Below are 23,574 nucleotides of genomic sequence, written 5' to 3'. Positions count from 1 at the left end.
CGGCAGGCCCATGCAAAAGGCCCGGAGATGCCTCCGGGCCCTGCAAGTCAGCGGAAAGGGAAAGGATCACTCCTTCGCGCGTTCCACATAGCTGTTGTCGGTGGTGTTGATCACGATGCGGGTGCCGACGCCGATATGCGGCGGAACCATCACGCGAATACCGCCGGTGCAGATCGCGGGCTTGTAGCTGGACGAGGCGGTCTGACCCTTGACGACCGGCTCGGTCTCTTCAACCTCGACGGTAACCTTTTGCGGCAGTTCGATCGACAGTGCCACGCCCTCGTGGGTCAGGATCCAGACGCGGATACCGTCGCGCAGGTGGACCTTGGCATCGCCGACGACATCCTCGGACACGGCGATCTGCTCGTAGCTCTCGGGGTTCATGAAGTGGAAGCCTTCGCCATCCTCATAGAGGAAGTCGAATTCGTTCTCGTCGACATGCGCCTTTTCCACGCTGTCCACGGTCCGCCAGCGCTCCTGCACTTTCACGCCATCCGAGATGCGGCGCATCTCGACCTGGGTCACCGAGTTGCCCTTGCCCGGATGCACGTTTTCGGCGGCGATCACGACATGCAGCACGCCGTTGAGGTCGATCACGTTGCCCTTGCGGATCGAAGAGGCGATCACTTTAGCCATTGTTACGGTCCTTGGTTGGAATTGAGACAGGCTCTGGCGCCCGGATGGCGAAGCGCCTAAACCATCCGCGACCCGATTTCCAGAGAAAAGCCCGCGAAATGAGCCCGACACCCTGGTGGAACCCCGCGCGCCACGCCGACCGCCGCCCCGCGCTGCTGGCGCGTGCCCGCCTTCAGGCCGCGCTGCGCGGCTGGTTCGCGGGGCAGGATTTCCTTGAGGTCGATCCGGTGGCGCTTCAGGTCAGTCCCGGCAATGAGGCCCATCTGCACGCTTTTGCCACCGAGGCCATTGGCAACGACGGGCTGCCGGTTCAGATGTATCTGCATACCTCGCCCGAGTTTGCGATGAAAAAGCTGCTGTCGGCGGGGGAGGAACGGATCTTTGCTTTCGCGCATGTCTGGCGCAACCGCGAGCGCGGGGCGCTGCACAGCCCGGAATTCACCATGCTGGAATGGTATCGCGTGGGTCAGGATTACACGGTGCTGATGGAGGATTGCGCGGCGATGCTGCGGCTTGCCGCCGAGGCGGCGGGGGGCACCACGTTGCAGTATCGCGGCATCACCTGTGATCCTTTCGCGGCGCCGGAACGACTGTCGGTGGCCGAGGCGTTCGGGCGTTTCGCCGGGATCGACCTGCTCGCGACCTGTGACGGGGCGGAGACGGATGCCGCTGCCTTGCGTGCGCAGGCGCGCGCGGCAGGTATCAAGGTGCGGGATGACGACACCTGGTCTTTCCTGCTGTCCAAGATCCTTGTGGAAAAGGTCGAACCCCATCTGGGCCATGGCCGCGCGACGATCCTTGACCGCTACCCGACCGCCGAGGCCGCACTGGCGCGACGTTGCGCCGATGACGCCCGCGTGGCGGAACGGTTCGAGATCTATGCCTGCGGGGTGGAACTGGCGAACGGGTTTGGCGAGTTGACCGACCCTGCCGAACAGCGCCGCCGTTTCGAGGCCGAGATGGACGAGAAGCAGGGCATCTACGGCGAACGTTACCCGCTCGACGAGGATTTTCTGGCAGCGCTCGCCTTCATGCCTGCGGCCAGTGGTATCGCACTGGGGTTCGACCGGCTGGTGATGCTGGCGACCCATGCGCCCCGGATCGACGACGTGATCTGGACCCCGGTCGCGGGGGGCTGAACCTGCCGCGCTGTCGCATTCGCGGGCAGTTGCCGCGCGAACGGGCAGGGCATCTCAGGGTGCCGTAAGGTCATTTCATGTTTTTTGCCCTGTGGTAAGAAAACCTTACCGAATGCTATCTTGCCGCGCAGAAAACGGTTCTCAAACCCGTTTGGGGCCGCTAGGCTGCCCGTCGACACCGATGGCGCGGCAGATCCGGCCGCGTTGTGCAATGAGGAGGAACGGATGGATCGTCGGAAGTTTTTGAGGAATGCGGGTCTTGGCGGTTTGGCAGCCGGGGGGGCTTGCGGCACCGGCGCTGGCGCAGGAGGCTCCGAAGGTGACGTGGCGCCTGACCTCGTCCTTCCCGAAGTCGCTGGATACGATCTATGGGGCGGCCGAAGTGCTGTCGCAGCGGATTTCCGAAGCGACGGACGGCAATTTCACCATCCAGTGCTTCCCGGCGGGCGAACTGGTTCCGGGCCTGCAGGCCGCTGACGAGGTGAGCGCGGGCAACATCGAGGCCTGCCACACCGTCGGTTACTATTACTGGGGCAAAGACCCGACCTGGGCGGTGGCGGCGGCTGTGCCGTTCTCGCTGTCGGCGCGCGGCATCAATGCCTGGCACTACCATGGCGGCGGGATCGACCTTTACAACGAATTCCTGGCCGACAAGAACATCTTCGCGCTGCCGGGTGGCAACACCGGCGTGCAGATGGGTGGCTGGTTCCGCAAGGAAATCAACACCGTCGAGGATCTGAAGGGCCTGAAGTTCCGCGTTGGCGGCTTTGCGGGCAAAGTGCTGGAAAAGCTGGGCGTCGTGCCGCAGCAGATCGCCGGCGGCGACATCTATCCGTCGCTGGAAAAAGGCACCATCGACGGCGCCGAATGGGTCGGCCCCTATGACGACGAGAAGCTGGGCTTCTACAAGGTGGCGCCCTACTACTACTATCCCGGCTGGTGGGAAGGTGGCCCGACCGTCCACTTCATGTTCGGCAAGGCCGCCTATGAGGGGCTGCCGAAGAACTATCAGTCGCTGCTGCGTTCGATCTGCCAGGGTGTCGATGCCGACATGCTGCAAAAGTACGACTACAAGAACCCGACCGCGATCAAGAGCCTCGTGGCCAATGGCACGCAGCTGCGTCCGTTCAGCCCCGAGATCCTGAGCGCCTGCTTCGACGCCGCGAATGAGGTCTATGCCGACATGGAGGCCACCAACCCGGCCTTCGCGAAGATCTGGCAGTCGATCAAGGCGTTCCGTTCGGAGAACTACACCTGGGCGCAGATCGCCGAATACAACTACGACACCTTCATGATGATGCAACAGAACGCGGGCAAGCTGTAAGTCTTCCCCGTTTCGTAGCCGGGGGTCATCCGGCGCGAACAACCTCTCCCCCGGTTCGGAAGGACCGGGGGTTTTTCTTTGTCACGGTCCGGGGCGCGATCTGATGTGATGCGCTGAGATGGAAAAGGCCCCTCCCGGTGGGGAGGGGCCTTTGTGCTGTCGCAAGGGGTCGCGATCAGTTCTGCGGCTGGGGTTCCGGTTGCCCGATGGCAGGCGCGCCCAAAGAGGGTTGGCCCAGAGACGGCTGGCCCAGAGAGGGTTGGCCGAGTGAGGGCTGACCCAGCGCGGGCTGGCCGGGGGCGGGGGCCGGAGTGCCGCCGAGATTCGGCTGACCCAGGCCGCCACCCAGGCTACCCGGTTGGCCGAGACCACCACCCAGACCACCACCCAGACCACCACCAAGTCCGCCGCCGCCGAGGCTCGGCATCTGCGGCAGGGTGATGGTGACATTGGTGGTATCCACCGGCTTGCCCTTGTAGTGCATCACCAGCCCCGGGAAGCCGATCACGACGGCCACCATCACGATCTGGATGAACACGAAGGGTACGGCCCCCCAGTAGATCTGCCCTGTCGTCACCGGAGCGGTTTCCTTGCCGGTTACCTTGTCGATGTAGGGCAGGCGCGGCGCGACCGAGCGCAGGAAGAACAGCGCAAAGCCGAAGGGTGGGTGCATGAACGAGGTCTGCATGTTCACGCCAAGGATGACGCCCAGCCAGATCAGGTCGATCCCCAGCGCCTCAGCCGGGGCAACAAGCAGCGGTACGATGATGAAGGCCAGCTCGAAGAAATCGAGGAAGAAGGCCAGGAAGAACACCAGCACCGACACCACGATCAGGAAGCCCATCTGCCCGCCCGGAAGCGAGGTCAGCAGGTGTTCCACCCAGAGGTGCCCGTTCACGCCATAGAAGGTCAGCGAGAAGACCCGTGCCCCCAGCAGGATGAACATGACGAAGGCAGACAGGCGGGTGGTCGAGGCGAGCGCCTGGCTGATGACCGGCAGGGTCAGCCGCTTCTTGGCCGCCGCCAGAACCATGGCGCCCACCGCGCCCATGGCGCCGCCCTCGGTTGGCGTCGCAATGCCGAGGAAGATGGTGCCGAGCACGAGGAAGATCAGCGCGAGCGGCGGGATCAGCACGATGATCACCTGTTGCGCCAGACGCGACATGACGCCGATTTTCAGCGCCTTGTCCAGCAGAGCCGCCAGATAGACCAGGCCGATGCCGATGGTCGGCGCATAGATGTCGGCATTGGTGCCGACCTTGGGGTGCAGCCAGTGGAAGGCAGCATAGGACAGTGCCGCGCCGACCACGATGGCCACCAGCAGCGAGGTGACGCCCGAGCCGAGTGTCCGCGCCTCCAGCGGCAGGGCGGGCATCGACTTTGGCCGGAGGATCGACATCACCAGCACATAACCGAGGTAGATGCCGGTCAGCACCAGACCGGGCAGCAGGGCACCGGCATACATGTCACCCACCGAACGGCCAAGCTGGTCGGCCAGAACGATCAGAACGAGGCTGGGCGGGATGATCTGTGCCAGGGTGCCCGAAGCCGCGATGACCCCGGAGGCGATGGAACGGTCATAGCCATAGCGCAGCATGATCGGCAGCGAGATCAGGCCCATCGCGATCACACTGGCCGCCACCACGCCGGTCGTCGCCGCCAGCAGCGCGCCCACGATGATCACCGCATAGGCAAGACCGCCACGAACCGGCCCGAAAAGTTGACCGATCGTATCCAGCAGATCCTCGGCCATGCCGGATCGTTCAAGCACGATCCCCATGAAGGTAAAGAAGGGGATGGCAAGTAATGTCTCGTTCGACAAGACCCCCCACAGCCGGTTCGGCATCGTGTTCAGCAGAGGCCAGTCAAGATTGATCGCCCCACCGGACAGGGGGGCGAGTTCGACCCCGATGAAGAAGAACAACAGCCCGTTCGCCGCCAGCGAGAACGCCACCGGATAGCCCAGCAGCAGAAACACCACCAGTGACACGAACATGATCGGCGCAAGGTTCAGCGCGATGAATTCCATCATTTGACGTTCTCCCGCGCCATTTCCTCACCTTCCAGCGTCGCTGCCGCATGGGAGGACACGAAGGGAGAGGGATCGGGTATCACGCCCCGCATCACCGCGATTTTCTTGATAATTTCAGAGACGCCCTGAAACGCCAGCAGCACGAAGCCCGCCAGCAGCAGGGCTTTGGCGGGCCAGAGGATCAGGCCGCCCGAATTGGTGGAAACCTCGCCGATGCGTACCGAGCGCTGTACATAGGGCACCAGATACCAGACCATCAGCAGCACGAAGGGCATCAGGAACAGAAGATGGCCCAGCAGGTCGATCCAGTGCTGCACGCGCCGCGACCACAGGCCATAGACGATGTCGATGCGCACATGTTCGTTCTGTTTCAGCGTATAGGCCGCAGCCAGCAGGAAGGCGGCGCCGAACAGATACCACTGCATTTCCAGCCAGGCATTTGACGAGGTGCTGAACGCCTTTCGAACGATGGCATTCGCCGCGCTGATGATGACGGCAACCAGGATCAGCCACATGACTGATTTTCCTATAAACTCGTTGATACGGTCTATCGCGGCAGAGACTGCCAGCAGGCTCTTCATCTCGTAGATCCCCCCATATAAAGGCGCCTTTGCGGCGCTCATACCTCAGTTTGCCGAAATTGGTAAGAAAAGTTTTCCAAAATCGGGGATCGGGTTTTGCCCTAGCTTCTTTTTCATGGATTTTTGTTCGGAAACCAAGGGGGAAGTGGCGGAAATCCCTCCTGCATTCCGGTTCGGCGACCGCACATGCCGCTGCGGTTCTTGAGTTCCTCCCCCTTCGACCCTAAACCTATGGGACGCAACAAAGGAAGCCATTCATGCGTGTCTCTAGCGATCTTGCCGCGTCGATCGGCAATACCCCCCTCATCCGCCTGCGCAAGGCGAGCGAGCTGACGGGCTGCGAGATCCTCGGCAAGGCCGAGTTCATGAACCCGGGCCAGTCGGTGAAGGACCGCGCGGCGCTGTTCATCATCCGCGACGCCGTGGCGCGCGGCCTGCTGAAGCCTGGCGGCACGATTGTCGAGGGCACGGCGGGCAATACCGGCATCGGCCTTGCCCTGGTCGGCGCCTCGATGGGCTTCCGCACCGTCATCGTGATCCCCGAGACGCAGAGCCAGGAAAAGAAGGACATGCTGCGCCTTGCCGGGGCCGAGCTGGTGCAGGTGCCTGCGGCGCCCTACAAGAACCCGAACAACTATGTCCGTTATTCCGGTCGTCTGGCCGAAGAACTGGCGCGGACCGAACCGAACGGCGCGATCTGGGCGAACCAGTTCGACAATACCGCGAACCGTCAGGCTCATATCGAAACCACCGGGCCGGAGATCTGGGAACAGACCGGCGGCAAGGTGGACGGGTTCATTTGCGCCGTGGGGTCGGGTGGCACGTTCGCCGGTGTTGGCATGGCCTTGCAGCCGAAGGGCGTGAAGATCGGTCTGGCCGATCCCGAGGGCGCGGCGCTGCATGCCTTCTACACCACCGGCACGCTGGATTCGCCCGGCTCCTCGATCACCGAGGGGATTGGTCAGGGCCGGATCACCGCCAACCTCGAAGGCTTCACCCCTGATTTCAGCTATCGCATCCCCGATGCCGAGGCGCTGCCCATTGTCTTTGACCTGCTGTCGGAAGAGGGGCTGTGCCTTGGCGGCTCGTCCGGCATCAACGTGGCGGGCGCCATCCGCATGGCGCGCGAGATGGGGCCGGGCCATACCATCGTCACCGTGCTTTGCGACTATGGCACGCGCTACCAGTCCAAGCTGTTCAACCCCGCCTTCCTGAAGGACAAGGGGCTGCCGGTGCCGGAATGGCTGGACGATGCCGGGCGCCGTCTGCCCGAAGTCTATCAGGACGCCTGATCGCAATGGTTCGTCCGGGGTTCCTGCGGTCACAACCGCTCGCGGTTCTGGCCTTCGTTCTGGCTTTGGCGTCCGGCATCGGTGCGGGCGCCGGATATGCCCAGGAAGGGCAGGGCACCGATGCGCCTGCTTCCGCAGAAACACAGTCACCCGCAGAAACACCGGCACCCGCAGAACCGCAGGGCCAACCGCCCGCCGAACCGGCGATAGATGCGGCGAAGGTCGGGGCGGGCGCCGCCCCCGCGACCGGAGGGCTGAGCAAGAGCCAGACCGCCGGGTCGACGACCGGCGGCAAGTCGATCACGGTTTCGACGCCTGACAGCGCCAAGGTCGATTACGCGGCCTGGGAACAGATGGGCCAGCGCGCCGACCGCGCTCTGGCCGATGCCAATACCTCGAACAACGGGCTGGAACTTCTGCGTGGCCAGCTTGTTGCCTGGCGCACCAAATTCCAGACTGCGCAGACTGCAAACAGTTCGCGGATCACCCGCCTTCGCGACCAGATCTCTGCCCTGGGGCCGGTTCCGGCCGAAGGCCAGTCCGAGGCGCCGGAAATCGCGCAGCGTCGGCGCGACCTTTCGGAGGAGCTGTCGCGGCTTGAGGCGCCGGGGCGCGCGGCGGAAGAGGCCTATCGACGGGCCAACGGGCTGATTGCGCAGATCGACGCCGTTTTGCGCGACCGGCAGGCCAAGCAACTGCTCAAGCTCTGGCCCAGCCCGGCCAATCCGGCGAACTGGGAGGATGCGGCCATTGCCGTGCGCGATACCGGCGCAACGATCTGGCGCGACCTGACGAACAACTGGCAGCGCGCCGACCGCCGGGCCGAGATGTTCGATACCCTGCCGGTGATCGGTATTCTTCTGGTCATGGCGGTGGTGCTGATCTGGCGCGGCCGCGTCTGGATCGAACGCTTTGCCAACTGGTTGCAAGGCCCGAGCCGGTCCGGCCGCTGGAGCCGCGTGCTTGCCTTCATCGCCTCGCTGGGCCAGATCGTCGTGCCCTCGGTGGGTGTGATCATGGTCGCGGTGGCGGCACTGGCGTCGAAGATGTTCACCGGCATGGCGGCCAGTATGGTCGAGGGGCTGGTGCTGACCGGCATCACCCTGTTCACCGGCATCTGGCTGGCGGCGCGGGTCTTCCCGAAACATCCCGATGATGGCGGCCCGCTGGGCTTTCCGGTGCAGACCCGGATCGAGGCGCGCTTTCATGTGCAGTTCATGGGGCTGCTGCTCGGCCTTGGCTCGCTGGAAACCGCGATCTTCCCGCCTGCGCAGCTGAGCGAAGCTGCGGTTCCGGTGATGAGCCTGCCGTTGCAGCTGTTGCTCAGCCTGACGCTGTGGCGTTTTGGTCATCTGGTGAACCGCTGTGCGGGTCAGCAGGCCAGCGACGGGTCCGTGGCAGGGGCGGCAGATGCCGGACGCTTCCGGCTGAGCCTGATCCAGATCATCGCGAAATTCGTCATCGCACTTGCCGTTGTCGCGCCCGTTCTGGCGCTGATCGGCTACAGCTCTGCCGCCAGCGCGCTGCTGTTCCCGGCCACGGCCTCGTTGTTCCTGATCGGGCTGTTGCTGATCCTTGTGCAACTGATCGGCGACCTCTGGGGCGCCGTGGTGCCAGGTGACGAGGATACTGCCGGGCAGGGGCTGCTGCCGGTGCTGGCGGGCTTTCTGCTGACGCTGGTGTCGCTGCCGGTCTTCGCCCTGATCTGGGGCGCGCGGATCGAGGATCTGGGCGAGTTGTGGAACCGCTTTGCCCAAGGGTTCACCATTGGCGAGACGCGGATCTCACCGTCGAACTTCGTCTATTTCCTGATCCTGTTCATCATCGGCTACGGCGCCACCCGGCTGTTCCAGAGCGCGCTGCGCAGCTCGATCCTGCCCAAGACCAAGCTGGATCAGGGCGGGCGCAACGCCATCGTCTCGGGCACCGGCTATGTGGGGATCTTTCTTGCCGCGCTGATCGCGGTTTCCGCCGCCGGGATCGACCTGTCGGGTCTGGCCATCGTCGCCTCCGCCCTGTCGGTCGGTATCGGTTTCGGCCTTCAGAACATTGTGCAGAACTTCGTTTCCGGCATCATCCTGCTGATCGAACGTCCGGTCAGCGAGGGCGACTGGATCGAGGTCGGCGGCGTGACCGGCACGGTCAAGTCGATCTCCGTGCGTTCGACCCGCATCCAGACCTTCGACCGCTCGGATGTGATCGTGCCCAATGCCGATCTGGTCAGCCAGCAGGTGACGAACTGGACGCGGTTCAGCCTGGCCGGGCGGGTCATCGTTCCCGTCGGTGTGGATTACAGCTCTGACACCGAACAGGTGGCCCGCATCCTGCGCGAGATCGCAGAGGCGCATCCGCTTGTGGTGCTGGAGCCGCCGCCCAGCGTGGCCTTCATGGGGCTTGGTGCGGATGCGCTGAACTTCGAGATCCGCATGATCATCCGCGACGTGAATTTCTCGCTGTCGGTTCGGACCGAAGTGAATCACGCCATCGTGCGCCGCTTCCGCGAAGAGGGCGTGGCGATGCCATTCTCGCAGCGCGACATCTGGCTGCGCAACCCCGAGGCGGTGGCCGAGGCGCTGGCCGGGCTGCGGGCTGCGGTGGGCGGTGCCGGACCCGTGGCCCCCGCTGGTGGCGACGGCTCTGCCGCGCGACCGCAACCGCGTCAGCGCGACGATATACAGCTTGACCCGCCAGCCGATCCGCGCGCAGACGAGATACCGGATTTCGACGACGGGACAGAACGATGACCGACACGCCCACACGCCTGCTGTTCCGCGAGGATGCCTATCTGCGCGATGCGCCCGCGCGGGTGCTGGCGCATACGCCCGAGGGCGGCATCGTGCTGGATGCCTCGATCTTCTATCCCACGGGCGGCGGGCAGCCGGGCGACAGCGGGCGGCTGGAATGGCAGGGCGGCGCGGTGGACATTGCGACGGCGGTCAAGGTCGGGCCCGCACAGATCGCGCTGGTGGCGGCAGAGCCGCGCCCTTTGCCTCCGGTGGGCACCAGCCTGCGGCAGTATCTCGACTGGGAGCGCAGGCATCGTCACATGCGTGTTCATACCGCGCTGCACCTGCTGTCGGTCGTGATCCCCCTGCCGGTGACCGGCGGCCAGATCGGGGCCGAGCGCGGGCGTCTGGATTTCGACATGCCCGAACCGCCCGCCGATGTCGGGGCGCTGAATGAGGCGCTGAATGCGCTGATCGACCGCGATCTGCCGGTGGGCGAGCAATGGATCACCGATGCGGAGCTTGCCGCCAATCCGGGGCTTGTGAAAACCATGTCGGTCCGCCCGCCCGCCGGTCAGGGACGGGTGCGGCTGGTGCGGATCGGGCAGGGCGCAGGCCAGGTCGATCTGCAACCCTGTGGCGGCACCCATGTCGCCCGCACGGCCGAGATCGGCCGCGTCGAGATCGGCAAGATCGAGAACAAGGGCCGCCAGAACCGTCGGGTCAGCCTCACACTGGCGGATTGACGCGACAGCGCGTCACGACGGCTGCGGGGCGACTGATGCGCTTTCGCGTCAGGGCGCGTTCACAACCCGTCAGGAATGCGGCTCAGCGCCCGCTGAATGATCGGGGGGGCATAACTCATGTCATGCACGGTATCCTGGCGCACGATGGCCCGCCACAGCGCCGGATCATGGGGCAGGCGCTCCAGCACGGCTGCCGTCATCCGGTTCATCCCGTCAATGCGCCGACGCACCAGAAGCGAGAATCCGGGGTAGAAGCGCATGTTCCCCTCCAGCCCGAATTCGAAGAAATTGATGTTCGACTGGTTCTGCCGGTCCTGGCAATAGATCGACACGCCATCGAGATGCTGCCGTACCAGGCCGAAATAGGCCAGCCGGGGGAAGCGGCGCGCATTCGGATTTTCCTGCTGGGCCAGCAGATTTTCCTCGAATCCCTTGAACAGGGTGACCTCGTCGCGCGTGCGGATCAGGGCAACGTTGGTGACGATTTTTCCCTGAAACATGAAGGACTTGCGCCAGAATCTGTAAACCGCGTCCGGCAAGACCTCGGGGTCCACGGGGCGCGATCTTCCGATCAGAAGCTTGTCGCGCATCTCCAGCAGGAAGCGGTCGGGGATTGACCGGCGCAGATCTTCCAGCGGTTCCAGCAGAATGCGCGCATCCACCTCGAAATGGGTGCAGATCCGTGCAAGGATATCGGGACGCGGGAAGGCCTCCCCCGCGAGGTAGCGGTTGAACTGCGTGCGGTTGATCCCGATCTGCTGGCACAGGACCGAGATCGGCGGCCCACCGTCGCAAAGTTCGCGCAGATTGCGGCCGAAGATCGAACGGACTTCGGTCGGTGACAGGGGGGCCTTGGCCATGGGTCAACCCTCGGGCGGTGGTCTGACGCTGTTCAGCGTCACTCCTGAAACAAAATCGCAGGCTTGTCCACGGTATTGATGCGGAATTCCACATGCAGCGTCAAAGAGCCTGTGCATAAATGATTGAAAGGGCAAGCTTGCCCGAAGTTGGCGCAACCTGTTCGGAGACGGAGTGTCAGATGCTTGGGGTCGTGATCTGGAACTGCCATCGCACAGGCCGGGCGATTGTCTGGTGTTCCGATCACCGTGATCTGGCGCATTACGACGGGCCGGCCGCGGGCACCGCACCGCTGCGGATTGATGTCGGGGATCTGGTTGAAATGTCCTTCCTGCCGGACAGCAGCGTGCGTCGCTGTGCCGATCTGCGTTTGATCGAGCAGGGCTACATGCCCGATGTCGTCAGCGAATTGCGCGGTCGCCGCACCGCAATCGCCGCCGCATGACCGAAGGGCGGAGCCGGTGATACAGAACCGCACCGCAGCCCCTTGCACCCGTCCCGGAACTGCGGTTATACGGCTGCAACGGACAGTTGGCCGAGTGGTCGAAGGCGCACGCCTGGAAAGTGTGTAGGCGGGGAACCGTCTCGAGGGTTCGAATCCCTCACTGTCCGCCACATTCTATTGATTTTATTAGATAATTTGGCGATTTCGTGGCCTTTTGCATGTCACGCTGCATGTCGAGGAAAGGTCTAGATCGGGCCGGTTCGCAGCCCGGAAACGGCGCGGGCGATCACGCGAACGTGACACTTGCCGAAAAACAGCAAACCTGCTTGAAAGAGTAACACGTTCAAATTTTTGGCACCGCATGACAGTCACGATCAATTCCGAAGACGAAGCATGGCAAACACTTCGTGACCTACTTGAAGGTCGCTTGAAGATTGATTCAAAAGAGAAAATTGTCTTCGGTGACTGGGTCAAAGCCTCGGTTTACATACCGGGAAAACGATATGATTCTGCACTAAGCGCCTACATGATGCAGGGATGGGTCGAAACCCAACGTGCGCTATATAGGTCATACGCCTTGGTCGCCCACGGTGAACCGGACGCGCGAAAGCTGACAGACGAAGAACGCGACAAACTTGAACTCGTTGTAACTGTCCAAAGTGGCAGTTCGGATCAGGAAGCGGCGCTAACAGATATTATCAAGGAAGTTCTGACTGGGGCTATCGACAAAATGGACCCGACCACGATTGCAATTGTTGTTATATCTCTTGCCTTGATTTGGGCAGGCCAGTCGGTCTGGCGAACTTGGATTTCGGAACGAAAGGAAGAGCGAGTAGCCGAAACAAACTCAAAGGCGATGCTCAAGGCCCTTGATACTATCCAAGTCGCGGTCGCAGGTGACGCGGAAAAAAGTAGGTTGTTGCAAGATGCGATTAAGAAGCAACCCATGCTTGCCGAACTCAAAGAAGAAGCGGATGCTTCGCGCATGGGGCTAATTAAACATAACTCATCTGTTGACGCAAAGATCAATGGTGTTTCGCTCCCCTCAGATGCAGCAAATAGCCTTACAAAATCCAGCCGAACTTCACCGGAAGAACAACGTAAGGATGGGGCTTATAAAGTCCTGAAGGTTGACACAACGGTTCCCGACGGGTTTCGCGTTCATATCGAAAGTGTAGAAACCGGCGAAACATTCCAAGCCGATGTTCAAGAAGTTATGTCTTCTCTGAATGACCGAAAGCTAATCCAAGAGGCCGAATGGAGTAAAGTTCCAGTCCAGCTTCAAATCAATGCACGAGTGAAGAAAGGGAGCGTAGTAGATGCCCTAATTCTTCGCGCAGATAAATACGAAGAACCGGAGTAGAAGACCCCGGCACAACGCGGCCCTATGCGCTGCAACCGGGGTCCATCGCCGGGTGTCTAAACCGGCTAGCGGACAGGGCGAAAGAAACTAAGCCCCCGTCCGATCCTCATTCCGCCAAGCTGTCGGTGTTCACGCGGGTTGCCATGCCCGCGGCGATTTTCAAGTCATAGAAGCTGCCCGGCAGTTCGGCGGCGACACTCGCAAGCTTGGCATCCAGCCCGGCCACGTCCCGAGCCACCTTGACCCGCATTGAAGCTTCGGGCGCATAGGCGGCGGCTGCATCAACCCGCAGGCTGGCAAGGCGCTCGGGCGTCAGGCCGCTAAGGGCGGCGGGCGCTTCAAGGATCGCATCGGCGAACCGCTTATCGGTTTCGACCAGTCCCCGAAGTTGAGCCGTGAAGTCTGCGGCCTTGTCGCCGGTCAGCGACGACCGAACGAAGGTGCGGATTTCCGACCGAACGACCGCAGCCGACGACCCGCCTTCGGGTTCAAGCTTGCGTTCGACTTCGGCCATAGCGGCAGCGGTTTCCCGTTCAGCCCACGATTTCAGATCGGCGCGGGCCTTCTGGATTTCAGCAAGCGCGGCATCGGCCAGCTTCTTCGCGGCATGGTGCTTCTGCGGCGGCAGGCGGGTCTTGTCCCATTCCAGCGCCTTCACGCGATCAACCGCCGTGCCGACAGACCGATGCACGTTCGTCAGAACCCCGGAAGGAACCGACGGCAAGTCTTCGGCGGACCCCATGAAGGCATTCCGGCCAGCATTGGTGCCCATGATTTCGAGAAAGCGCAGCGCATTGGGGCTATTCACAAGTGCCATGTTCAAACCTTTCCGATTTGGATGCGTTCGCCGGTCAGGCGATCCAGTTGCGTTTCAACGCCGTTCTCGACCGTGAACAGATAGCGGGCGCGCTTCTGTCCGGGTTTCAACGGCACTTCGCCCGTTTCATTCGGGCTAGTGTGCTTCTCATTCGAAGTCCCCTCTTCGCTCTCGGATAGTTCAGCTTCATAAGCTGCAAGCCGGTTCATTAGGTCGCGCTGTTGCAGGGCGCAGCGGGCCGCGAACTGCTCGTTCGTGAAGCGCGGAACGAACCGCAAAACCCCGTCGGCACCTTCTTCAACGTTCCACATGGGCGTTCCGTCCAGCGAATAGCCGATCAAGCGCGGCGGCGGTTCATTCGCCTTCCGCTTCGCTTCAAGCCGGGCGATCCGCGATGCAAGAAAGCGGCTCATTGTTGCTGTTCCAATTCGGCCAAGCGGCTTTCAAGATCGGCGGTTTCGGCCAACTTCGCGATGATCTGCAACAGATAGGCCAGCTTCCCGGCTTCGCTAGCGTCAATCTCTTTTGCGCGAACGGCACGGTAGAGCTTGCAAGCTTCGGCCTTCACGTCTGAAACCGTGTCCAGCTTGCAGCGAACACGCTTTGCTTTCGGCTGACCCACAGGGGGGCTAACCTGCGAAGGCCAAGTCGGGGTTGTGATATTCGCCATGCCAGCCGATCCTTATTGAACCTAGAAGTGCCAATAACTGCCAGTTACGGGGTAATTAATGTCGGCTTGTCAATCCCAAATCAGGAAGACCAAGCCATTTTAAGTGCCTCTCGGTCGGCATCGCCCAATTCTCGCTTCATCCATTTTGATTTGCGACGAAACTTTTCGGCGGATTTCCTGCCAATTTCGATTTGCTTCGGATTGAGCACTTCGCCGACATTCATTGTGCGACGCATATTTCTCTGTCGCAACTAAGCATCCTTCGCCATTCGCTTGACCAACTCTTGCAAATCAGATTCGGATAGCCGCGAGGGATACTTAAATGCCGCTTGAATATTTTCTTCGTTGAACATGATCTTGCCCACATTACAGCCCGCAGGCCCGATTTTCCCCATGCCTCGCAGCGCCCCGTAGAGGGCGCAGGAGGGCCCTTGCCGCTTCCCGGCCACCCATGGGCAACCCCTGACCCCGCCAAGCGCGCCAGCGGCCCGTTGGCGCAGCCCTGCGCCTATGCCCTCCCCGCCTCTGCCAGAAGGTCGGCCATCGTCATGCCGCCAAACGCATTCCGCCAGACCTGCGCCCGTTCGCGCTGCACCATCTGTTCAACGGTTTCTTCGGGCTGCAACATGCCGTCGAAGCCGCGATGAAACGCGCGAGGCATGATGTTCGCGACGCGGTTCAGGGCGTGAACTTCGGCCAGACGGGACACTTCGCGTTCGTAGGTTTCGGACTTGATCGCCTTCAAACGTTCCATGTCATTCAGGTATCGCGTAAACGTGGCGCTTGGCGCTTCTTCGTAGTAAAGCCGACCGGCGGTTATGATGTAGTTTCGCGGATGAAACAGGGCGTCGCGATCTATCGAAAGCGCGATGTTCAACGTTGGGAATACCCGAACGCAAAGCGGCTTCAACGCTTCGACAATAGACGGAACTTCACGAATGAGCATTCCCCACACGGGGGCGTTTCGAACGCGCCGCCTGTAAGCTTCAAAAGCCGACCATTCCGCTTGAACCCATTCGCTTAGAACTTCGGTCAAGAGTTGATCCGAAGTCGCGGCGGTTCGAAGTTCTTTGCTTCGCCAGATAAGCCGATAGCAAAGCAACACATCAAATCCACCCGGCTGTTCGGTCGCCATAGCGAGGAAGTCTTCGGCGACAATGGTATATCCGTTTGCAGTCATTTCGCTGTTCCTTCCAAGATTTCCCACATGGGGCAAGGGACATGGATTAAGATGATTTCTCGTTTCGAAAATCAAACATCGGACATGGACACCCCCTATAGGGGTGTGTGTCCCTATGTCCCCGGTGATATGTCACCAGTTTGTCACCGCGTGTCACCATGTCACCGCTCGCCATTTTGGGGACCGCTATTGGCGGGATTTTGCGGCAACATCGGAAGCGCGATGTTGTTTTCGACCAAGAAGAATCCTTTTACGATCATCTTTCCGAGATCGCGATAGAACGTTCGCTTCTTGCTTGCGCTATTTTCGAGGTGCGATTTTCGATCAAAGAATTTTCGCCACAACTCAACCGGGACACCCCTCGGGTCGCATCCGTAGTCGTGCTTCTGTCTTTCGGTGAATGCTTCCCAGAACGTAGACTTTAGAAACAATTCGCCGTCGCTAAGCGTTGGGCCGTTCCCGACAATCTTTGTGGGCAATTCGGACGGCACTACGACGCAACTTGTAATATCGTCGCCGTCTTCGTCCTTGCCGACTTTCACGATTTCCAGCTTGAAACCGAACGCCTTGCCGTCTTCGCCGTCCTTCACCTTGTCCAGCGTGAAAGTTCGGGCGTCGCCGTCGCGACCGACGATCAACGAACCGTCAACCGCAGCGGGGAAGCTGGAATGCCCGCGAAGACCCTTTTCGGCGTCCTTGCCGGTATGGTGAACGAGGATGACAAGACCGCCGATCAACCGTTGAAGGCGCGACGCTGCGGCGATGATTACGCCCATATCCTTGCCGCTGTTTTCATCCAGCCCCGGCGATGCCCGGTTCAGTGTGTCGATGGCGACGACGCAACCTTGTGGGCAGATGTTCGCCAACTCCTGAATGTCCTGTTCGAACGTGAGCGCGAAGGGTTGCAGGATCGCGGCGAAGTTCGCCGGAACCGGCCTGCCATGAAATGCGGCCCATGCTGCGGCCCGCTGGCGGACCCCGGCGTTGCCTTCAAAGCTGACATACAGAACGGGCGCGGCCTTGGTCTTGAAGCCGAACCATGTTCCACCTTCGGCAATGGTGAACAGCATGTCGAAAAGCAGGAACGACTTCCCCGACTTGAACGGCCCGCCGATCACGCCCAAGCCTTTTGCCGGGAACACGTTCTTCACGCGCCATTCGACGGAAACAAGGGCGCTGATCGCGACGCCGCTTAGGGGTTGATACCGGCTCGTTCGGTTCAGGGCATCAAGCTTGCGAAGCGTAAGGTCTTCGAGCGCATCGGGATCGGGTTTTGTGATTGCCCACAACTTGCTTGCGCGATACTTGCGCATCCCGTGGCGGATCGCCCATTCAATGAACAAACCTTCGAATAGCGGCCCAAGCGACTTGATGCCTCTCGCAACGTCGCGAAAATCTTCCGGGTCCGCCGGTTCAATAAAGGCAAGCACGTCTCTGGCGCTTTCAAAAGCCGAAGTTTCGGCGGCGGTCGCTGCGTGTCGTCCCGCCGCAATAGGGCTGTCGTTCGCCATGATTTCGGGCCTGTATTGCTGGCAAACATGCAAAGGAACATGCAATCCTGCCGTTCCATCGCTATTCTACCATATTTTATTGATTACTTTGGCGGACTGATACTCCGCCAAATCTCACGCCTGACGTGCGGCAGTCAGTTCGACAATCAAAGCTTTGATCGCGGCATCATCTGCGCCGGTAGCGCGGGCCTTCATTACGGCGGAAATTTCGTCGGCGATCCAGCCAACGGCACGGGCACCGATCTTGACCCTTTTCGGCCAAAGCCCGTGCTTCTCCCAATAGTATTGCGTCGACTTCGGAATGCCATATTCGGCATCAATCCGTTGCTGGCGTTTGATCTGCATGTTCCGATCCTCTTGCGTCTAACTGGACATGAAGGGAACATGGTCGGTTCGGCTCAAAAAGTCATTGAAAACAAGTAGTAGTAAGTCGGCAAGCTTATTACCACTCTGCCCGGTAATGTGCGCGGGCGGCTTTGATAAGGCTGCGGGCCTTACTGTCAGAAACTTTGAAGCGCAGAATGATGTCTGAAACGAGTTGCTTTTCTAGGCGGGGTGTTTTGTTCGTCTTGATTTCGTTATGGTAGTCGTGGCCCATGACCATCGCGACAACATCGGTTGGACGAACCTTTACGGGCGCATTGGCCTTGCGTTGCAGGTGCAGTTCAGCAGCGAGAGTGTCCCTTCGATCTAGAATTTCTGCATCTGCGGCCTTCGAAAAAGCATTTGCAATGTATTCGGCTAGTTCGACTGGCATTGTCATCGCCCGCCGAAGATATAGGGCGGCGATTTGCAACAATTCTGCGGCGGCGTCTGGTTCGGTTTTCGCGCGGTGCAACAGTTGTTCCACCCCCCAATCGCTGCGAAGTAGTTCGGCGGTCTTGTCGGCCATCACACTGCACCCCGCATCGGCACAACGTTATCGGCGTCTGTGGGTCGAACGGTGCCGCAGTAATTCGACCAGTCTTCCATGAGACGACGGCGCTTCGGCAACAGGGTGCCGCGCTGATAAGCCGCTTCTGCCCGGTCCTTCAAGCTGTGGGCAAGGGCATGTTCCACAACTTCGCGCGGGTGCGCGGTCGTTTCACCGGCCCAATCTCGGAACGTGCTGCGGAACCCGTGGTTCGTCAGGTCTTTGCGGCCCATCCGTTTCAGAACGTTCGTCAGAGCGTTTTCGCTCATGCTGCCGCTTCGCGAAGTGCCGATGAACACATGACCGCCCCGGAGTCGCCCAGACACGGCACCAGAACCTCACAGCCTCGGCAAGCGCCTTATTTTATTGAGGAAAGACGGTTGGCGACGGGTAACGACACCTAGCGACGGATAGGGCAACGCACTCTCTTAAAAAACCCTATGTTTTTGTCGCGTTACAGAAAGCGCGCGCTAGTTGCATCCTACGGCCAGTCGGAGACTTCCCGCCAAAAGGGCACTGTGGCTCGAAAACGCCTTGTATCGTTGGGCTAAACGCGGTTTTCCAACAGAGCGCCCGCAGGAGCCTTCGGAAACCGTCACTGGACTGGTTCGCGCTTTTGGCCCCCTAATTTTGTCCGATGTCCCATCGTGGACATACAGGTAAGCCATAGTGCCAATCTCGCTGCGCCTATCGATAAATGCCTTATTTTATTGGCTTAAGACGGCTCGGGACACCTTACGACAGGTAACGACGCTTCAGGCCTGGCACCGCCTCTTATGGCCCCCTGTTTCTGTCGCATTACATTTCCGCGTCAATCCGCCGCCAAATGGGGGAAAGAATGGTGGAAGCTGACGACGTGAAATCGCAGATTTGTCAGCTATTTCAATAGGTTAAATGGAGGCAAGTGGCGGAGAGACAGGGATTCGAACCCTGGGTCGGCGCAAACCGACAACGGTTTTCGAGACCGCCGCATTCGACCACTCTGCCACCTCTCCGCGTCAGGGGTCGTCGTGAAGCGGGGATTTAACGAAGCATTCGGGGGCTTGCAAGACCCCTTTCACAGAAAAGTTGAAAATTGCGTCAAGTTGCTGGAATGGGGCGGAAATCCCTTCGGGTGCGTGCGGCTCGCGGTGCGATCACGTGAAGATGTGGCCGGGCTGGTTGGCAAAGGCGTGGCGACGGGTTAGCTCTGGACCTGCGGCCCGCAAACGGGCCCGATGTGGCAGGAGGTAGGCCCGTGTCGAAATTCTGCGGCCCCGTGGCGATTCTGGCCGTGATGCTGGCGATGGGGCAGGCGCCGCTTGCCCATGCCGAGGCGCCGACCGGGGCGCCGGCGGCGGGGGCTTCTATTCCGGCCGGGCTGACCGAGCTGACCCGAACCATGCACATTGACGAGCTGATCGCGGTCATGCGGGCCGAGGGGCTGGACTATGGTGCCGCGCTGAAGACCGAGATGCTGCCCGACAAGGCGCCTGCCGCCTGGGAGGCTTTGGTCTCGCATATCTATGATCCCGGGCGGATGCAGACCGAGTTCGAGACCGCGCTGGCACGGGAACTGACCGGCGCACCGGAGGTCATTGCGGCTGCTGAGGCCTTCTTCGGCGATGCGCGTGGCCAGAAGATCCTGTCGCTGGAGATCGAGGCACGTCAGGCGCTGCTGGATGACAAGGTGGAGGAGGCCGCGCAGGCCGCCGTCGCCCGGATGGAGGCCGAAGGCGCCCCCCGGCTTGAGGCGCTGCACCGTTTCGCCGAGGCCAATGATCTGGTCGAGATGAATGTCATGGGCGCGATGAATGCCAATCTGGCCTTCTATCGCGGGCTCAATGCGGGCGGTGCCTTTGGCGATGCCATGTCCGAAGCCGACATGCTGGCCGAGGTCTGGGGGCAGGAGGCGCAGGTGCGCTCCGAGGCGGAGGACTGGCTCTGGCCCTATCTCTCGCTGGCCTATCAGCCGCTGTCGGATGAGGAACTGCAAGCCTATCAGCGGTTTTCCGAAAGTCCCGAGGGCAAGCGGCTGAATGCGGCGGTCTTCGCCGCATTCGATGGCATGTTTGTCCGCATCAGCACTGAACTCGGCCTTGCGGCGGGGCGTCAGATGCTGGGCGAAGACATCTGACGCGAGGCCGGTCAGCGGCCGTAGGTCGCGGTCAGACTGGCACTGCCCAACGCTTGTGCGCGGGCCATGAAGCTGACCATCGCGGGGCTGGCCAGCGCGCCTTCGGGCAGGGGCGCGGGCAGGGCGTAAAGCGTGAACGTGTAATGATGCGGCGCATCGCCTTCGGGCGGGCAGGCGCCACCAAACCCCGTGGTCCCGAAATCGGTGGCGGTTTCCACGGCGCCATCGGGCATATGTCCACTGGCGCCCGCAGGCAGGCCGGTCACATCGGCGGGCAGATTGGCCACCGACCAGTGCCACCAGCCTGATCCGGTCGGCGCGTCGGGGTCATGCATCATCAGGACGAAGGCGCCGGTGCCCTCGGGCGCGCCGTGCCATGCCAGATCGGGCGAGATATTGCTGCCGGTGCAGCCAAACCCGTTGAACACCTGATCCATGCCAAGCGTGCCTGTGCCAAGCGCATCCGAGGTCAGCACCATATCGGCTTCGGCGCCGCTGGCGATCAGGCTGGCGGCCAGAAGGACGGGATAGAAGGAACGCATTGCAATCTCCTGTTGCTGGGGATGCGTCCTTCTAGCCGGTCGTGACCCCCGGCATGGCCCCGTTCCGCGCAGGCTCTGCCCCGTTCCGCTCATCCTCGGGCAGCGGGAGGCGGATTTCATGCGGTGCAAGGCCGAACCGCGCCCGGAAGCGCGCCGCAAACTGCTGGGGCGAGGCATAGCCCACTTCGGCGGCGATCCGCGACACCGGGAAGGCGGTGCATTGCAGCATCCCCAGCGCCTGCGTCAGCCGGGCATCGCGCAGCAGGACGGCAAAGCTGGTGCCCTCGGCGGCCAGATGACGGCGCAGGGTGGCGGGGCTGCGCGCCATCTGACTGGCGGCGCGGTTCGCCGTCCAGTCGGCAGCCGGATCGGCGGCGATCAGGGCGCGCAGCCGGTCTGACAGCCGGACGGGGCCGGGGGGCGGCAGAACCGCCCCGTCCAGCGCCAGCCACAGCGCCAGTTCCTCCAGCCGCAGCGCCAGCACGTCGGCGGGCAGGACCGCGAAAGGCGAGGGCGCAAAGAAACCGCCAAGCAGGGTCGCAGCCGGTTCAGGAAGGGCGGCCAGCGGCATCGGTCTGGCCGAAGCGGGGCGCGGTGTGGCGGGAAGCCGCGCCATCGCCGCCTCGATCGCGGTGCGTGGCAGGGGCAGGGCGCGGGCCTCGTATCCACCGCGACCGTCGGGGATATTGCAAATGGTCATCGGCAATGCCTCGGGCAGCAGGACCAGCCCGCCCTCGGGCACCGCAAGCCGCTGCCCTGCCGTGATCACCTCTTTGACACCACGCCGCACTTCGATCAGCGCGGGCATCGGCGAGACCAGGCTGTGCATCCGGGCCTGCCTGGCCTGCCGGATGATCTGTCCGGGCAGCATGGTCATTGCGGCCACCGGCGGTTGACGGCGGCGGCGGATCGGGTCAGGCAGGGATATGTGTCGGCGCGGATCATGCCCCAGCATACCCCGAAGCCCGCGACAGACAAAGCCCGCCCGCACGGGTGTTGACTTCGTATCCCTGATCCCCGATAAGCGCGCATCCCGAAGGCTCGGTCCGAGTCAGCGGGCTTATTCTCATCTTCGCCCCCCGAGGGGCGCGCTGTCCGAGGCGGGGAAACCCGGCAACACCAAACCGGCAACGGGGCGGGGCCACAGGATGCGGAAGTTCGAAAAGGAAAGACCCATGTTCGCGGTCCTCAAGACGGGCGGCAAGCAATACAAGGTGCAGGCTGGTGACATCCTGCGCGTTGAAAAGCTCGCGGCCAATGCTGGCGACAAAGTCCAGTTCAACGAAATCCTGATGGTGGGCGGTGAAACCGTCACCCTCGGCGCTCCGACCGTTGCCGGCGCTGCCGTGCAGGCCGAGGTGATTGCCCAGATCAAGGGCGAGAAAACCATCCACTACGTCAAGCGTCGCCGCAAGCACAGCTCGCAGCGCACCAAAGGCCATCGTCAGCAGCTCACCCTGCTGCGCGTGACCGACGTGCTGTCCTCGGGTGCCGATACATCGGGCGTCATGGCTGCCACCGGCACCGCCGATGCCCGCCGCGCCGCGCATAACAACGCACCGGCGAAATAAGGAGTAACACCCCATGGCACACAAGAAAGCAGGCGGCTCCTCGCGCAACGGTCGTGATTCGGCCGGTCGTCGTCTTGGCGTGAAGCTGTATGGCGGCCAGGCTGCCATTCCGGGCAACATCATCGTCCGTCAGCGTGGCACCACCTGGTTCCCGGGTGAAGGCGTCGGCATGGGCACCGATCATACGATCTTTGCCACTGTCGAAGGCCGCGTCACCTTCAAGAAGGGCCTCAAGGGCCGCACTTTCATTTCGGTCCTCCCGGTTGCGGAGGCGGCCGAGTAAGCCGAACCGTTACAACTGGCTTGTAACAAGGGGGTCGGCCGAAAGGCCGGCCCCTTTCCTCATTTTCGCCGCCAGTGTGCGGCAGGAAGGGGAAAAAACGGCCATGGCGGCTTTGGCAGCCCTTGTGCCGGAAAGACCCCGGCCCCAAGTCGCGGGAAGGGGGAGAGTTGAAGTTATTCGTGCGATGGGCGCCGGTTTGCGCCCGGGGGCGCTTCGAAGGAGGGAAGCGATGAAGCTGGATGTGATTGCGAAGGATCAGGATTTCACCGGGATCACCGGCTTTGGCCAGGTTGTCGACGGTGTGATCGGCGCGGGCCGTTTCGTGCTGCGCCCGGTCCGAAAATCCGATGCGGGCCTGTTTGCCATGTATGCGGGCGACCGCCGCGTGGCCGAGGCGACCCGCTCGATCCCGCATCCGCTTCCGCCAGGCGCGGCCGAGAACTTCGTGACCCGTGCCATGGCGCATGACGGGCGCGAAGAGGTCTGGGTGCTGGACGGATCGGCGCATGGTCTGGCCGAGGTCCTGGGCGTCATCAGCCTCAAGCGCATGGACGAGGCGCAGTTCAACCGCGATCAAAGCGAGATCGGTTACTGGGTTGCACCTGCCTTCTGGAACACGGGCTTTGCGTCCGAGGCGGTGCGCGCATTGGTCATGGCCAATCCGCAGAAGAACCGCACCATCTTTGCCGAGGTGTTTCAGGACAATCCGGGTTCGGCCCGTGTCCTGACCAATGCGGGGTTCCAGTATCTTGGCGATGCGGAAACCTTCTCGGTCGCCCGCAATTCCAGGGTCCCGACCTGGACCTACCTGCGCAAGCTGGACTGAGAG

24 protein-coding genes, 2 tRNA genes and 1 pseudogene are annotated in these 23,574 nt (G+C 61.9%); 12 read left to right on the top strand and 15 right to left on the bottom strand.

Going from position 1 to position 23,574, the window contains the following annotated elements; all coding sequences use genetic code 11:
- Positions 1 to 66 precede the first annotated feature (66 nt).
- Positions 67 to 636: an elongation factor P gene (gene efp, locus AO684_RS19980; protein ID WP_054304491.1), complete on the bottom strand. Its 570-nt coding sequence runs from the start codon at positions 634 to 636 to the stop codon at positions 67 to 69.
- Positions 637 to 734: 98 nt separating this feature from the next.
- Between efp and epmA the strand changes: the two genes are divergently transcribed.
- Both epmA and AO684_RS19970 read left to right on the top strand, forming a co-directional pair.
- Positions 735 to 1,775, top strand: coding sequence for an EF-P lysine aminoacylase EpmA (epmA, locus tag AO684_RS19975; protein WP_054304490.1), 1,041 nt, complete (start codon positions 735 to 737; stop codon positions 1,773 to 1,775).
- A 225-nt stretch (positions 1,776 to 2,000) separates the two neighbouring features.
- Positions 2,001 to 3,099 (top strand): annotated as a pseudogene (locus tag AO684_RS19970) (TRAP transporter substrate-binding protein).
- Between the two features lie 175 nt (positions 3,100 to 3,274).
- On the opposite strand, the gene AO684_RS19965 reads toward AO684_RS19970, so the two are convergent.
- The gene (locus tag AO684_RS19965; protein WP_054304489.1) at positions 3,275 to 5,131 is read right to left on the bottom strand and encodes a TRAP transporter large permease subunit; all 1,857 of its coding nucleotides are present in this window, start codon (positions 5,129 to 5,131) and stop codon (positions 3,275 to 3,277) included.
- The gene (locus tag AO684_RS19960; RefSeq protein WP_054304503.1) at positions 5,128 to 5,712 is read right to left on the bottom strand and encodes a TRAP transporter small permease subunit; all 585 of its coding nucleotides are present in this window, start codon (positions 5,710 to 5,712) and stop codon (positions 5,128 to 5,130) included. The genes AO684_RS19965 and AO684_RS19960 overlap by 4 nt, the downstream gene beginning before the upstream one ends.
- A gap of 257 nt (positions 5,713 to 5,969) precedes the next feature.
- On the opposite strand from AO684_RS19960, the gene AO684_RS19955 reads away from it, so the two are divergent.
- The 3 genes from AO684_RS19955 to AO684_RS19945 are packed head-to-tail and all read left to right on the top strand — an operon-like array spanning position 5,970 to position 10,476.
- Entirely contained in the window at positions 5,970 to 7,004 is a 1,035-nt protein-coding gene (locus AO684_RS19955; RefSeq protein WP_054304488.1) for a cysteine synthase A, read from the top strand.
- Positions 7,005 to 7,009: 5 nt separating this feature from the next.
- A complete protein-coding gene (locus AO684_RS19950) occupies positions 7,010 to 9,748 on the top strand; it encodes a DUF3772 domain-containing protein (RefSeq protein ID WP_054304487.1) in 2,739 nt (912 codons plus the stop codon).
- Positions 9,745 to 10,476, top strand: coding sequence for an alanyl-tRNA editing protein (locus tag AO684_RS19945; protein ID WP_054304486.1), 732 nt, complete (start codon positions 9,745 to 9,747; stop codon positions 10,474 to 10,476). The genes AO684_RS19950 and AO684_RS19945 overlap by 4 nt, the downstream gene beginning before the upstream one ends.
- A 59-nt stretch (positions 10,477 to 10,535) precedes the next feature.
- Here the strand turns inward: AO684_RS19945 and AO684_RS19940 are convergent, their stop codons facing one another.
- On the bottom strand, positions 10,536 to 11,336 hold the full coding sequence (locus AO684_RS19940) for a helix-turn-helix domain-containing protein (RefSeq protein ID WP_054304485.1): 801 nt from the start codon (positions 11,334 to 11,336) through the stop codon (positions 10,536 to 10,538).
- Between the two features lie 179 nt (positions 11,337 to 11,515).
- Between AO684_RS19940 and AO684_RS19935 the strand changes: the two genes are divergently transcribed.
- The 3 genes from AO684_RS19935 (at position 11,516) to AO684_RS21660 (ending at position 13,142) form a co-directional block, all read left to right on the top strand.
- Positions 11,516 to 11,779, top strand: a complete 264-nt coding sequence (locus tag AO684_RS19935) for a hypothetical protein (protein ID WP_054304484.1) — start codon at positions 11,516 to 11,518, stop codon at positions 11,777 to 11,779.
- 80 nt (positions 11,780 to 11,859) lie between these two features.
- Positions 11,860 to 11,949: transfer RNA gene (locus AO684_RS19930), tRNA-Ser, on the top strand.
- Positions 11,950 to 12,140: 191 nt separating this feature from the next.
- Positions 12,141 to 13,142, top strand: coding sequence for a hypothetical protein (locus AO684_RS21660; RefSeq protein WP_152968480.1), 1,002 nt, complete (start codon positions 12,141 to 12,143; stop codon positions 13,140 to 13,142).
- Positions 13,143 to 13,248: 106 nt separating this feature from the next.
- On the opposite strand, the gene AO684_RS19925 is transcribed toward AO684_RS21660, so the two are convergent.
- From AO684_RS19925 to AO684_RS19885, 9 genes are all read right to left on the bottom strand, one after another.
- The gene (locus tag AO684_RS19925; protein ID WP_054304483.1) at positions 13,249 to 13,959 is read right to left on the bottom strand and encodes a hypothetical protein; all 711 of its coding nucleotides are present in this window, start codon (positions 13,957 to 13,959) and stop codon (positions 13,249 to 13,251) included.
- Positions 13,960 to 13,961: 2 nt separating this feature from the next.
- Positions 13,962 to 14,372 (bottom strand): hypothetical protein, encoded by a 411-nt coding sequence (locus tag AO684_RS19920; RefSeq protein WP_054304482.1) that lies wholly within the window; start codon positions 14,370 to 14,372, stop codon positions 13,962 to 13,964.
- Positions 14,369 to 14,629, bottom strand: a complete 261-nt coding sequence (locus AO684_RS19915; protein WP_054304481.1) for a hypothetical protein — start codon at positions 14,627 to 14,629, stop codon at positions 14,369 to 14,371. Before AO684_RS19915 ends, AO684_RS19920 begins: the two co-directional genes overlap by 4 nt.
- Before the next feature lie 508 nt (positions 14,630 to 15,137).
- Positions 15,138 to 15,809 carry a hypothetical protein gene (locus AO684_RS21655; RefSeq protein ID WP_152968479.1) on the bottom strand — a complete coding sequence of 224 codons (672 nt, stop codon included), beginning with the start codon at positions 15,807 to 15,809 and terminating at the stop codon, positions 15,138 to 15,140.
- A 161-nt stretch (positions 15,810 to 15,970) separates the two neighbouring features.
- Complete coding sequence (locus tag AO684_RS19905) at positions 15,971 to 17,320, bottom strand: AAA family ATPase (RefSeq protein WP_054304479.1); 1,350 nt, start codon at positions 17,318 to 17,320, stop codon at positions 15,971 to 15,973.
- Positions 17,321 to 17,434: 114 nt separating this feature from the next.
- Positions 17,435 to 17,665: an AlpA family transcriptional regulator gene (locus AO684_RS19900; RefSeq protein WP_054304478.1), complete on the bottom strand. Its 231-nt coding sequence runs from the start codon at positions 17,663 to 17,665 to the stop codon at positions 17,435 to 17,437.
- A gap of 97 nt (positions 17,666 to 17,762) precedes the next feature.
- Positions 17,763 to 18,212, bottom strand: coding sequence for a hypothetical protein (locus AO684_RS19895; RefSeq protein WP_054304477.1), 450 nt, complete (start codon positions 18,210 to 18,212; stop codon positions 17,763 to 17,765).
- Positions 18,212 to 18,502 carry a hypothetical protein gene (locus AO684_RS19890; RefSeq protein ID WP_200907841.1) on the bottom strand — a complete coding sequence of 97 codons (291 nt, stop codon included), beginning with the start codon at positions 18,500 to 18,502 and terminating at the stop codon, positions 18,212 to 18,214. Before AO684_RS19890 ends, AO684_RS19895 begins: the two co-directional genes overlap by 1 nt.
- A gap of 636 nt (positions 18,503 to 19,138) precedes the next feature.
- Positions 19,139 to 19,228: transfer RNA gene (locus AO684_RS19885), tRNA-Ser, on the bottom strand.
- 242 nt (positions 19,229 to 19,470) lie between these two features.
- Here AO684_RS19885 and AO684_RS19880 point away from each other — a divergent pair.
- Positions 19,471 to 20,349 carry a DUF2059 domain-containing protein gene (locus AO684_RS19880; RefSeq protein WP_161806030.1) on the top strand — a complete coding sequence of 293 codons (879 nt, stop codon included), beginning with the start codon at positions 19,471 to 19,473 and terminating at the stop codon, positions 20,347 to 20,349.
- Between the two features lie 11 nt (positions 20,350 to 20,360).
- Here AO684_RS19880 and AO684_RS19875 read toward each other — a convergent pair whose 3' ends face one another.
- Together AO684_RS19875 and AO684_RS19870 are read right to left on the bottom strand one after the other, a co-directional pair.
- Complete coding sequence (locus tag AO684_RS19875; RefSeq protein WP_054304475.1) at positions 20,361 to 20,891, bottom strand: YbhB/YbcL family Raf kinase inhibitor-like protein; 531 nt, start codon at positions 20,889 to 20,891, stop codon at positions 20,361 to 20,363.
- A 31-nt stretch (positions 20,892 to 20,922) separates the two neighbouring features.
- The gene (locus AO684_RS19870) at positions 20,923 to 21,768 is read right to left on the bottom strand and encodes a helix-turn-helix transcriptional regulator (protein WP_054304474.1); all 846 of its coding nucleotides are present in this window, start codon (positions 21,766 to 21,768) and stop codon (positions 20,923 to 20,925) included.
- 298 nt (positions 21,769 to 22,066) lie between these two features.
- Between AO684_RS19870 and rplU the strand changes: the two genes are divergently transcribed.
- The 3 genes from rplU to AO684_RS19855 all read left to right on the top strand — a co-directional run bounded on the left by rplU (position 22,067) and on the right by AO684_RS19855 (position 23,571).
- On the top strand, positions 22,067 to 22,462 hold the full coding sequence (gene rplU / locus AO684_RS19865) for a 50S ribosomal protein L21 (RefSeq protein ID WP_054304473.1): 396 nt from the start codon (positions 22,067 to 22,069) through the stop codon (positions 22,460 to 22,462).
- A 13-nt stretch (positions 22,463 to 22,475) separates the two neighbouring features.
- Positions 22,476 to 22,745 carry a 50S ribosomal protein L27 gene (rpmA, locus tag AO684_RS19860; RefSeq protein ID WP_054304472.1) on the top strand — a complete coding sequence of 90 codons (270 nt, stop codon included), beginning with the start codon at positions 22,476 to 22,478 and terminating at the stop codon, positions 22,743 to 22,745.
- Positions 22,746 to 22,974: 229 nt separating this feature from the next.
- The gene (locus tag AO684_RS19855) at positions 22,975 to 23,571 is read left to right on the top strand and encodes a GNAT family N-acetyltransferase (RefSeq protein ID WP_082401149.1); all 597 of its coding nucleotides are present in this window, start codon (positions 22,975 to 22,977) and stop codon (positions 23,569 to 23,571) included.
- Positions 23,572 to 23,574: the final 3 nt, after the last annotated feature.

This window comes from Gemmobacter sp. LW-1, from assembly GCF_001303875.1.
Taxonomy (GTDB): Bacteria; Pseudomonadota; Alphaproteobacteria; order Rhodobacterales; family Rhodobacteraceae; genus Gemmobacter; species Gemmobacter caeni.
Note: the sequence above shows the minus strand (reverse complement) of the source record. Positions and strands in the feature narration are given on the sequence as shown.